Genomic DNA, 11865 nt, shown 5'->3' on the forward strand with positions numbered 1-11865 from the left:
TCGGATCGGCGTCAGCTCTTTTTCTGCCCTGCGCCCTCATATTTCCGCTTTGTCGCCAGCCCCCCGCGAATATGCCTCTGCGCCTTGTTCACCGCCAGCACGTTCTTTACGTCCCGGTACAGGCTGTTGTCAATATACTTGAGCCGCTGTGATACATCTTTATGTACGGTCATTACGAATTAAAACGGTTTCCGGCAGTCCCAGATCCCCCAGCAGCCGGAGGTAAATATCCACGTTGCCGTCCTTGTCCACCTCGATTTTCTCGATGATTTGCTTTAACTGCGCATTTGTCATTTCCCGCACATCGGCAATATCCTCAATGGTCTGGAAGGTATTCTGCAAAATGCGCTCCAGCTGGTCGCCCTTGCTGATATTGTACCCCACAATTTTCAGTTCCTTCTCCAGCCGTTCCAGTTCCTGCCTTGTCCCGCCCAGCTTTTCATTGAGCTCTTCCCGGCTGATGAGGTCGTCGGTATACAGGTCCATATACTTCTGCCGCATTTTTTGCAGCTTCGCAAGCTGGGCTGAAAGCTCCTTTTCATAGCCGGCGTTTTCATCTTTCGCCTTGTAGACCCGCTCAAATTCCTTGACCACATACTGAATCACGTTCTTTTTTGATTGGAGCAGCTGGGCAAAATATGCTTGCAGCGCTTCGATCAATTCATTTTCGTCCACGGTGGTGGCGTTGGGACAGCTGTCCGCCCCTCTGCCGGTATGCCCGGAGCAGACCCAGCGGATATAGGTGTTTTTATAGGTGCGTACCGTCCGGGTGAACGACCAGCCGCATTCCTTGCATTTGATCAGCGTGGAAAACAGATGACGGTTGCTCTGGCGCTTTTTCTCCACCTGGAATTTCTGTCCCCGTTCCCGCATGATCTGCCCCGCCCGCTCAAAAAGCTCCGGCTCCACGATTTTTAATTCCGGCTTGTCCACCACGAGCCAGTCTGTTTCTTCCTTTTCCACCCGCTTGCCGGTGAGAAAATCCGCCACCTCCTGCTTGCCGTTGATGACCTTGCCGGTGTAAATTTCATTGGTCAGAATGCGGCAGATGGCGTTCTGGCTCCACTGGCAGTTGCGCTTGGTGCGCAGCCCTTTTTCATTGAGCATATTGGCGATTTTCGCCGCGCCGTACCCTTCCTCCACATACCAGTGATAGATTTTTCGCACGGTATCGGCTTCCGTGGGATTGACTTCCAGATGGAAATAATCTCCCGGCGTTTTGTCGTATCCATAGACGATATTGGGGACCCGCCCCTTTTCAGCGTTCATCTTTTTGCCGAATTTTACCCGCTTGGAGGTGTTGGCGCTTTCCTCCTGCGCCAGCGCACCGAAGATGGTCAGCACGAATTCGCTGTTGCCCATGCTGGTCATGTTGGCGGTGAGAAACTGGGTTTCAATGCCCAGCGATTTCAGCTTCCGCACATTTTGCAGCAAATCCACCGTGTTTCTTGCAAAGCGGGAAATGTCCTTCACCACCACCATCTGGAACAAGCCTTTTTGGGCGTCGTCCATCATGCGCAAAAATTCCTTGCGGTTTTTCGTCTTTGTACCGGAAATGCCCTCGTCGGCGTACAGGCGCACCAGCACGTCCCCGGTGCGCTTTGTGTACTGCTCGAAAAATTCCTTCTGCGCTTCCAGGCTGTTTAACTGGTCTTCCTTTTCCGTGGACACCCGGCAGTAAGCGGCAATGTTCATAGAGATACCTCACCGATAGAATGAAATCGTTTTGTTACAACGGATTTTACCACATGTTTGTCTGAAAAGCAAGCAAAAAATAGCGGGGCGGCATTTGCCGCCCCGCTAGACAGAATAATCACGTTTCAGGATTTTTTAAAATGTTTTTATTGCTCATAAATGGCTATTCCTGTCCGGCGGATTTCCGTTTCCAGAGGTGCCCCTTTTTCAAGCTGTGTTACGTCAATCAAATCTACCGGTACGCTCAAAGTGGAGGTCACGCCCTCAAGCAACCCATAAAATGCCAGTCCCCGTAGACCGCTGTCTACCAGAATATCGACATCGCTTCGAGGGGTGGCAAGTCCTTTTGCATAGGAGCCAAACAGCACAGCGCTTCTTACACCGTGCTGCGAAAACACCGGGTGCAGCACCCGTTTCAGTTCGTCTATGGAATACATGGCGGGCATAAGCTTTTCCTCCAGTTTTGATTCTGAAAGCCGTTAAAAATTTCTTATGCTTTGATTCAGCCGTTGTTCATCGGTGTACTTCATGCAATCTGCACTCCTTCACGGTGTATCGTATGATAGAAATCTGAACTTGTGTCAATTTCCCGCAGCTCATAGACGTCCACGTTTTTGCCAAGCGTCCGATAGAGTTCATCAGCAATGCAGAAGACATCCGTGGGATCGAATTCTGTCCCACCGGTAATGACAAGATCAATATCCGATTGCGGGGTGGCTTCGTTCCGGGCATAAGAGCCAAACAAAATGGCTTTCTCAGCACGATAGCGCTTCAAAAGCGGCGCAACGGCCAATTCAATTTCCCGTGTTGTCAAAACAGTTTTACTCATGTAATCACCTTCCATTGCCGCCCACAAACAAAATCTGAAAACTTGGATTCCTCTTTTTACAACCATATTGTACCTCAGAGAAAGAGAAATAGCAAGCGGCAGTTTGTCCTTACAGGGCAAGGGTCGGGTCTTCCTTGGATTCTTCGTTTGCAGCTTCACAGTCTTCCAAATCGTCGAAGTCTGCCGCCTGAATCGCCTGTTCCACCTTTTCTCTGTCTACTTCAAAGAAAAGCTCCAATATGTACTCGGCGATCCGGGCTTCGGAGTTGGGATCATGAAATCGGAAATTTAATTTTTTCTCACGCAATTCGGCAGCACAGCCTCCTTCCCGGCACGTTCTTTGGTACATAGCTATGAGGCTTGTCCCCGGAATAGAACCGAGGCTTTTCCGATTGCGTGGGTGGGAAAATAAAGATCTTGGTCAAGACATTCCTCCGTTTCGTTTGGAATTTCAGTTCTGGAACCGCACAGCATCTTCCATGCTGTACCTGCCGGACAGGCGTTTGACTTCGTCCACGCAGAGCCTGCGGATCGAAGCAAGCTGCCCGTCCGTCACCTCGTTGGTCCCCGCCACGATGTGGCTCATGATGGCGACCTCCACCGCCAGCTTGAAAAGGATTCGGGAGAGTTGGTGTTGCTGAACACTCATGCGGCCGTCAAGAGCATTGTCCAGAACAGGAAACAGGGTGGAGCCGTCTTCCTTCGTTTGCAGATAGGCGATGTAGAATTCCAGGGCCTGTACAATGAACTCGCTTCTGGAACGGGCGTTTGCGTTCTCCAGATTGTACTCGATTTTCTTTGCCAGGGCTTCGTCCCCGGCAAAGGAGAAAAATTTGTTTTTGGTCAAAGTCACGCTTCCTTTCTTTCCGTTGATAAGTGTTTGATATTGGCAATGTGGCGCTGTTTCGGCGTTTTTGGGGGGTCAGGAGCAAAAGCTTGATAACCCACCCGTTTTTTTGATATTGATTTTTCATCAGTCCTGACGTCCCGAAAATCCCTTAGCGACGGGCATTGCCTGCCGCTGTAAAAGGCGAGGTCAACCCTCAGGTTGATATCGCCTTTATCCTGCTTCAAAATAATGGGTTTTCAGAGCGGGGAAGTTTTGCGCAAACCGAAAATCATCTCGCCGTTGTTTTTGGTACAAGGGCGCAAATTCGGTTTTTGACCTGCTCGGTGGTGCCTTACCCCAGTTTGGAAATAAAACCGCTCACAGGGGCCTTTCTGCGCCCAAGAAACGCCGCTGCGCTGTGGAGTTTTGAAAGAGAAAGCAGAAGAAAGAAAAAACGCCCGCCGATCAACCGCAAAACTTTTTTGCAAACCTCAAAGTCGGCTTTTCTCTTTCTCTTCTGTCTATAGCTTTTACCCTAACAGCAGTCTTGTCCCTTCGTCTAGTTAACAGGAAGTCTCAGCTACTACACAGAGAGAGTTTTGCAGCTACACCCTTTCACCCGGATTGGGAATCGTATACTCGTTGCTGTAAAAATTGCCCTTTCGCCCTTGTCGTTTCCGCTTTTGAATCAAACCCAGAACGCAGAGACGTTTCAAAGCAGCGTCCACGGTTTTCACACTGACCCCGCACAGTCCTGCCACCGTTTTCCTGGACGGGAAGCAGGAGTTGGTCCGGTTGTTCCGAAATTTGCAGAGACAGCAGTAGACCGCAAGCTCTGAAGGCTTGAGGGAAAACTCAAAAATGCCGTTGGGTACTTTGAAAAATTTTTCGTTCTCGATAGGCAAACCTCCGTTCATTTAATTTTCAAGTTCTGCGGTTCTGCATCAGCAGAATCCTGCCGTACATCAATTGCAAAACTTTTGCCGCTTCTACCCGAATGTCGTTCCTGCCCGGGAATCTCACCCCGGCGTCGCTGTGCTCGCTGCTTTTCAGTAGGTCTTGGCACGGTCGTATCCCATTCGGACGGTCATTCAGTTTTCAAGGTTCCGATTGACTATTGCTTTCCTATCGGCTACAATCTATGTTAGCAGAGCAAATGAAATTGCACAAGAGGTTTGACGAAGGTCGGGTACATTTGAAAATCTTATCGGATACAGGAGACAAAAATGCTGAGAACAAAACCGATTGCTGAGGATCATGGAGATTTTCATGAGTTCACAGTCACTTTCTGGAAGGACAGAGTTATGCTGGAGGGGCATAGCTTTCCTTTGGGAGCTTTGACCACGCAGGTTCTGAATTTGGATCCACAAGAGCTTGTACATATTCACAACCTTTGTGCAATCGCCATCAAAAAAGTCAGGGGACAGTTCTTTGATCCACGGGTTACAAAAGATTATTTTCTGTTATCGGATATTCAGAAATCGGTCAATGCCGCCCTGCAGGAGATACGCAAGCTCCCGGTATATAACCTTCTACAGCTCGATGAGGAGACGGCCTATCATCTCCTGACTGCTCTTTGGCAGAACCGAGATGAGTTTCAAAGAGCGATGCAAGTTGGTTCGGTTGAAAACCAAATGCTGTGGGACTATTATGCCCTGTTGGCTTCGATCCCTGATCAGCTACGGGTGTTTCAACGATACATTTCCATCATGCTCGACCTCTATTTCGAGGGCCTGGTCAAACGGAATACCGAGCACTATGCTGTGGGAATTTACAAGTTCTTGACCGACGAAAGGACCCAGGACATGTTAGAAAAATCATTCCCCGGGCCAGAGGTTTCTCCGTTCTATCGATTCACTCCGGTGCAGGAGAACTTAATTGAATATTCAACCATGCGAAACCCTGACAACGAAAAGGAGTATGTGATTGCCGAACGGTTGGTATTCAAAAGCGCAGCAGCATTCCTTTATACAGACTTCTACCGGGGATTAATGCATGGAAACGCACCTCGGCGCTGCCATAACTGCGGTCGATATTTCCTGCTGGAAAGTGGGTACAATACCTGCTATTGCAATCATGTCGCGCCCGGAGAAACAGAGCGAACTTGCCGTAAGGTCGGAGCGCACAAAAAAGAAACCAGTCCGGAGGGGAAGACCCCTGCAAGGCTGGAGTATGATAGGACATATAATCGCCTGAAAACAAGAAAGCTGCGCGGCAAGATCTCACTGGCAGAGTGGAATCGGCAAGTGGCGTATGCGCAGGAGATCAAAGAACAAGCCGAGCGCGGGGAGCTTTCTGACGCTGAAATGAGAAAGAAACTTGCAGAGCTATAATGCTTGAAAGGTAATGTTTATTGTGATAGATGACTGAGCCAAAAAGTAGAAACACCTGGGAAAGATAAAAATGCCCCCTCAATGAGAGACAGTGGAATACGGCGCTGTCAACATGGAGGGAGTATATTGTTCTGAGTATTGCCCGTTTCCATTCCGTCACGCAAAAACATCGGCTAAAACTATCAATTTCAAAATTTTAGCCGCAAAGCAACTTGACGAAAGCCTCTTTTTCGGCTAAAATAGTATCAAAACTAAAATCAGCCGTAAAATGTTCATTTTGGAGGTAATACATGAATTACATCGCACGTCATATGGAGCAGAGAGTGCTGGAACTGTCGAAGTCCTATTCGGCAATTCTTCTGACCGGGCCGCGTCAGGCTGGTAAAACCACGATGCTTCGTTCCCTTGCGGAAAAAGAAGGCATCGGGCGCGAGTATGTCTCGCTGGACGATCTCTCTGTGCGCGACATGGCCAAGAACGACCCGGCACTCTTTTTGCAGCTTCACAAACCGCCTGTCCTGATTGATGAAGTGCAGTATGCGCCGGAGCTATTCACATATATCAAAATGCATATCGACGAACATCACAATTCCGGTGATTTTTGGATGACCGGCTCTCAGATATTCCGCCTGATGCGCGGTGTGCAGGAATCACTTGCCGGTCGCGTTGCTCTCCTTCATATGTCGCCATTATCGCAAAGGGAAATCATCGGCGCCGACTGCGTGCCGTTTACAACCGACTTTGATCAGCTTCTCGCTGAGAGCAAAAAAGCAGCGCCGGTTGATACACCCGCCCTCTTTGAGCGCATTTGGCGGGGCTCCATGCCTGGGATCGCATCGGGACTGTACGAGGACCGCAATATGTATTACTCGTCTTATATCTCCACCTATGTGGAGCGTGACGTGCGGGAGCTTTCCGGCACCGTGGATGCCTTGAAGTTCAATCGATTTATCACGGCAATTGCGGCAAGAACGTCGCAGCTGCTTAACTACAAGGCGCTTGCTGATGATGCGGATATTGATGTACAAACGTCAAAGGCGTGGGTTGATATTCTCGAAACCCTAGGCATTATCTTCCTTTTGCATCCGTATTCGAACAACGTGTTGAAACGCACGATTAAAACGCCGAAAGTGTATTTCTATGACACAGGGCTTGTATGCTATCTAACCAAGTGGTCATCACCCGAGGTCGCCGAAAGCGGTGCCATGAGTGGAGCGCTCCTTGAGAACTTCACTGTGTCCGAGATTATGAAGGGCTATCAGAATGCTGGTCGTGAGCCGTATCTCTATTTCTACCGGGACCGTGATGCCAAGGAAATCGACGTCATCATGGAGGGAGACGGAAAGCTCTGTCCCCTCGAAATCAAGAAAACTGCCACCCCTGACAAACGAATTGTCAAAACCTTTCATGTAATCGACAAATCTCCACTCCAGCTCGGCACAGGCGCAGTCCTCTGCATGGCAGACCAGTTCGGCGCATTCGACAGAGACAATCTCATCGTTCCAATCTGGATGATCTGATTGCACATGGTGTCAGGCAACGAGTTTGCCCGGCACTTAATGTTTTTCATATACAGTTTACAATCGCTACCTTAATTGCCTTCCAAGTCGCTATGATTTATGTCTTTCTGATGGTTGGCGGATTTTTACTCCGACGATTGGTGCGAGCACCGGCGGAAGAGTGCAACTAAATTGGCTGGTCATAGCAAAATGAAACGAGCGAAAAACTCTGGGAGATTACTGTTGCCGCTCAAGCCTTTTCAATTTGTTGGTCTTTACTCTGCCAGAATATAGTCGCAACTTCGCAGGATTGCACAATTCTTTGTGGGTCAATAAAAATCATTGTAGACTTTGTCAAAATGTGGTATCATGTATTTTGGTGAATTGTATCCTGAAGAAAGGATGTTTCTTTCTGATAGATCAAAATATCAAATGCTGGGTCTCCATGAAGGAAATGATGGAATACCTAGGTGTCAGTTGAGATACCGTTCTCGACTGGATCGACCGCCGCAATATGCGGGCAGCCAAGATCGGGCGGCTGTGGAAGTTCAAAATCAGCGAAGTGGATGCCTGGATACGGTCGCAGCACTAGCATCTGGCTGGATATGATTTTCAAGGCGAATCTCCACAAGGTCGTGGACTGGAGTCGGGTAGACAAGGAAGATTACCTGCTTGCCATGGAACGCAGCCCGATCAAAGACATTGAAATCAAGCATCTGCTGAGAAGTGCTTTGACCGATGAGGTTGATAGCCGTGAGGTTTACATGAAGGGCATCGACCACAGCTACCACTACGAGGGTTAGGGCGGAAGAATTGTGAGAATCGAAGGTGATAATATGAGTTTGAAAGCTATGACGAAGCAATCACCACAGACACACTTGCCAAATATGCAGATGCCTTGATTGTAAAGTGGATGACATTATGGATGTTATCGAACAAGGCGGAAACTCAGAAAAAAAGCGAATACATTGTAAAAGGGACAGAACCATATCATGGCATTGTAGCAATATTTGTTTGCTGATACCTACAATGTTATACCGACAAACAAATATTGAAACGAACAGGATGATTAAAACATGATGACGAATAAATCTATCCCCTTCCGACCCAAATTGGAGGGAGAGTTTAGAACAAGATTTTATACAGTTGTTCAGCAAATCGATGAGAATACAAGGACTTCTGTGCTGGAGGAAATTGCCGCGCAGGAGGTTCACTGGGCTGAACAAGAATGTACTGTAAATCTTGCTCAAAGAAAAAAATATCGAGCAGTCTGGATGCTGCTTCGTGATTTAATTAGAGCCTCTTGGAAAACATGCTATCGAGAAGGTGTGTTGGAGATGCGCCTTCCTACTTTGGATAAAAGTGAGCTTGAAGGCAACTCTTTATCTGAGATGAAGAGTCTTTTAAGAAGTTGGATGCAGGATAGCCGTCTTGAAAGATTGCAGATATATTCTGATTTCATAAATCGAATGGAACGTGAGACTGCAACCAAAAAATCAATTAGTCACTTAATAGCAGATGGAAAAGAATTGTATGCACGGCTTCGTGCAATTTCCGAGAACAAGATAGCGATTGGAGAGGCAATCAAGCCATATCTGCAATTAGTTCGAGAAAATGAACGCGACGAATATACCGGGCAAAAGCTTTCAGAGATTTGGAGATATTTCCGTTTGTCTTGGTCTACTCCTGCAGAAACCACCCCCGGCAGAACAATGCAGTATCTTATCCGAGATGCAGCGCACCCGAATCACGCTGTCATGGGAATTGCATCCTTAGAAAACACAGCAGTACAGATAACCTGCCGCGATGATTATATTGGCTGGAACGCCCCTTCCTTTATCGATAAACTAAAAGATGAAGGAAGTCCCGTTATAGCAAAAAAAGCGTTTGAAAGGCTTCTTGAATATTTAGAGGATGGCATTCAAGGCATTGACTATTTTGATCTGTGCTCTTTGGAGAACATTGTTACTCCATCTGACGATATTATCCGTAAACTGCAGTACATTGCTTTGTCAGCAGAAGAAGAACGCCAGGATTTGCTAAAGGCATATCAAGGAGGCAATGCTGATGCCATCTCAGAAGAAAAAAGTGAGTTGGGTAGTATCTCTACGGAAATTGAACAGGCACTGTATCGGAGGAAAAGAGCTGATCAACTTGGTAAATTGCTTGGAGCCAAAAAGGCCTTATTAGATTTGCTGAGTAATGAAAAGTTTGACGAGCTTTGGAGTGCTTTCTGTGATAGTGACAATGGTAAGTCTTGCATTAGAACGGCACTTATCGCTCAAAAAACAAAGCATATAGGCTCAAGCATGATGGAACTAAATGTTTGCGGTGCTATTCCTCCGTACAACGAGATTCTTGGTGGCAAGCTTGTAGCTTTACTAGCGACATCCCCGCAGGTAATTAGTGACTATCGAGATCGTTACTCTAACAAAAGAAGCGAAATTGCCAGCCGTCTAAAGGGCGAAGATGTTTGCAGACCAGCTGACCTCGTGTATGTAGGTACAACATCCTTGTATTATGTCGGCTCAAGTCAATATAATCGTTTAAAAATTCCGGGAAACATTTTCAATTCTTCCCACGATGTCAGGTGGAAAGAGCTTGGAAAAACCGTTGGCTTTGGAACACTTCATATTAGTAAAGCAACCACCATGTGTCTTACCGAAGCAACAAGCGACGGATTTTCAAGAATCAATCATGTATTCGGAGAAGGCGCAAGTCCAAAAATGAGATTGATGACTATGGCTATTAGAGAACTTCTTGAATCCGATGAAAGCGATACGAAGGAATTTTCGAAACATGCTATGTCAAGAATAGTATACGGAGCTGAATTGGCAAGCAACACAATGAATTATCTACTCGGAATTGATGAGTCACCGAACTATTACTTTGATACCAACGACTATGCCGGAGAAACCCAAAAAATTATTGATTTCTGGTTAAACCGTTGGGTAGCAAGCCGCTTGAATTACACCCCTGTTTTTGAACGAGTTCGTCACTTTGACAAGGAACAATTTTTGGTAAGCACTGACTTAAAAAAAGCATCGGAATGGAAGTTCGAAAAACTAAAGGAGCCTGAAAAGATGTTACAAATACAATCTGATAAAACTGAGCTCGACTTTATACGCGATTTCTACCGTGGTAGCAGCGGATATGCTGACTTCATCGACTATGGATTTTTGTCGAGAGTTCATGTTGTTACAGAATTGGATTCAGCTATCATTGAAGCCGTGAGTACAGGAAAAGATGTCGTTCTTACCGGAAATCCCGGTGATGGTAAAACACATATTATCCGAGTCCTTCAAGAGCAGTTGGATACTCTTGAGGTTGATCCTATCATTGAACTTGATGCAAGCACAATGACCAATAAATCTATTTATGAAAAATGGCTGTCCGCTAAGAACGCAGCGCGCCCCTTTGTAATTGCAATTAACGCTGCCGTTTTGCTCGCATTGGCGAAGGAGTTCTCAGCATTCATGCCCATCGTCCGAGCAAAGGATCAGATGATCCAAGCTACGGTCTTCCATGACGAGCAGATTGAAAATGATGAGGTATCTGTTTTTGATTTAAGCAAGCGTGAAGCCCTCGATCCTCCGATTGTAAAAAGTGTTATTCTTAACATGACGAAGCCGGAGCATTATGAACAATGCAATACTTGTCATTTTAGAGATCTCTGTCCTGCGGTTAAAAATGCACAACTCATACAAAGCGACTTGTTCCAAGAACGGCTTAATATTATTCTGACTCAAGTTGCGTTGCAGGGATATCATGCCACCTTGCGCGAATTGCAGTCGTTTGTTTCCTACCTGTTGTTCGGAAATAGAAATTGCGCTGCCCTCACCACCACCTCAAGCCAAAACAAATATGATTTGTGCAATCTCATCTATCAAGGTGAAGGACGTCTGTTCGACGCTATCAGAGGAGCCTTTGATCCGGCGAAGGTTTCCCACCCCGTTTGGGATGAGAAAGTCTTGATGAACACAATGGAACCGGGAACTTGGATTTCTGGCTACAGCGTTTCTCCTGAGGCATTGAATCCCAACAACACTGAACTGTTTGCTCTGCGAAAAAGGCAGTTTTATTTCTTTAATTCCTGCGGAAATGTGTTGTTAGATATCAGTGATGATGCTGTTATCAAATTCCAGCGTTTCTTATGCATGGAGGATAAGGCTATTATTAAGGACCTTATTCAAAAGCTAAATGCGTTTTTCGGAACATCCTCAAACAATTCCGAATTAGAGATTTGGACAAGTCACCGATATAACAATGCACCTCGCAAGATACTTATTTCCACCGGCAAAATGAAACGTTCAGATTTCCGCATTGGTCGCCCAAAACTTAATTCTGTCATGGAGAATGGTATCAAAATGGTACAGAATTATGTACGCCTCGAGAAAAAAGGCATATCTGAGGTGTTCTTGAAAATCGATTTTGATATGTACAATCTTCTACTTGAGGGTGAGCGCGGCGTTCCGGTGTTGCTTATGGAATCCGACACAGTGAAGAAGGTTTGGCGATTTGTCGAACAACTCCAAAGCGAAAACGATTTAGAAAATGAAGACGATGTAAATCTCTCCCTGTTTGATGTTCAAGGGAAAAGGGAGATTGTTGTTTCGATTGACCGTGAAAGCAACCGCTATTCCAGTATCGCGATAAGGAAAAATCATAGATAAGGAGGGA

11 protein-coding genes and 2 pseudogenes are annotated in these 11865 nt (G+C 46.5%); 6 read left to right on the plus strand and 7 right to left on the minus strand.

Annotated features, from left to right (window positions below):
- Positions 1-11: 11 nt before the first annotated feature.
- From AB8996_RS08940 to AB8996_RS08965, 6 genes are all read right to left on the minus strand, one after another.
- A complete protein-coding gene (locus AB8996_RS08940) occupies positions 12-173 on the minus strand; it encodes a sporulation transcriptional regulator SpoIIID (RefSeq protein WP_369298631.1) in 162 nt (53 codons plus the stop codon).
- Entirely contained in the window at positions 160-1695 is a 1536-nt protein-coding gene (locus AB8996_RS08945) for a recombinase family protein (RefSeq protein ID WP_369298632.1), read from the minus strand. The genes AB8996_RS08940 and AB8996_RS08945 overlap by 14 nt, the downstream gene beginning before the upstream one ends.
- Before the next feature lie 146 nt (positions 1696-1841).
- A complete protein-coding gene (locus tag AB8996_RS08950) occupies positions 1842-2141 on the minus strand; it encodes a nucleotidyltransferase family protein (RefSeq protein WP_369298633.1) in 300 nt (99 codons plus the stop codon).
- Between the two features lie 80 nt (positions 2142-2221).
- Positions 2222-2644, minus strand: coding sequence for a nucleotidyltransferase family protein (locus AB8996_RS08955; protein WP_369298634.1), 423 nt, complete (start codon positions 2642-2644; stop codon positions 2222-2224).
- Complete coding sequence (locus AB8996_RS08960) at positions 2634-2831, minus strand: hypothetical protein (RefSeq protein ID WP_369298635.1); 198 nt, start codon at positions 2829-2831, stop codon at positions 2634-2636. The genes AB8996_RS08955 and AB8996_RS08960 overlap by 11 nt, the downstream gene beginning before the upstream one ends.
- 144 nt (positions 2832-2975) lie before the next feature.
- Positions 2976-3371, minus strand: a complete 396-nt coding sequence (locus AB8996_RS08965; RefSeq protein ID WP_369298636.1) for a hypothetical protein — start codon at positions 3369-3371, stop codon at positions 2976-2978.
- 164 nt (positions 3372-3535) lie between these two features.
- On the opposite strand from AB8996_RS08965, the gene AB8996_RS08970 reads away from it, so the two are divergent.
- The gene (locus AB8996_RS08970; protein WP_369298637.1) at positions 3536-3880 is read left to right on the plus strand and encodes a hypothetical protein; all 345 of its coding nucleotides are present in this window, start codon (positions 3536-3538) and stop codon (positions 3878-3880) included.
- A 78-nt stretch (positions 3881-3958) separates the two neighbouring features.
- Here the strand turns inward: AB8996_RS08970 and AB8996_RS08975 are convergent, their stop codons facing one another.
- Complete coding sequence (locus AB8996_RS08975) at positions 3959-4270, minus strand: helix-turn-helix domain-containing protein (protein ID WP_369298638.1); 312 nt, start codon at positions 4268-4270, stop codon at positions 3959-3961.
- Positions 4271-4579: 309 nt separating this feature from the next.
- Between AB8996_RS08975 and AB8996_RS08980 the strand changes: the two genes are divergently transcribed.
- From AB8996_RS08980 to AB8996_RS09000, 5 genes and pseudogenes are all read left to right on the plus strand, one after another.
- Entirely contained in the window at positions 4580-5686 is a 1107-nt protein-coding gene (locus AB8996_RS08980; protein WP_369298639.1) for a DUF6076 domain-containing protein, read from the plus strand.
- 290 nt (positions 5687-5976) lie between these two features.
- Positions 5977-7206, plus strand: a complete 1230-nt coding sequence (locus AB8996_RS08985; RefSeq protein WP_369298640.1) for an ATP-binding protein — start codon at positions 5977-5979, stop codon at positions 7204-7206.
- A gap of 394 nt (positions 7207-7600) precedes the next feature.
- Positions 7601-7777 (plus strand): annotated as a pseudogene (locus tag AB8996_RS08990) (helix-turn-helix domain-containing protein).
- Positions 7764-7988, plus strand: a pseudogene (locus AB8996_RS08995) (cell filamentation protein Fic); the annotation flags it as partial. The pseudogenes AB8996_RS08990 and AB8996_RS08995, both read left to right, overlap by 14 nt.
- A gap of 273 nt (positions 7989-8261) precedes the next feature.
- On the plus strand, positions 8262-11858 hold the full coding sequence (locus tag AB8996_RS09000; protein ID WP_369298641.1) for a Druantia anti-phage system protein DruA: 3597 nt from the start codon (positions 8262-8264) through the stop codon (positions 11856-11858).
- Positions 11859-11865: the final 7 nt, after the last annotated feature.

Origin of the sequence: uncultured Neglectibacter sp., assembly GCA_937958185.1 — a bacterium.
In the GTDB taxonomy this organism is placed as follows: Bacteria; Bacillota; Clostridia; order Oscillospirales; family Acutalibacteraceae; genus Acutalibacter.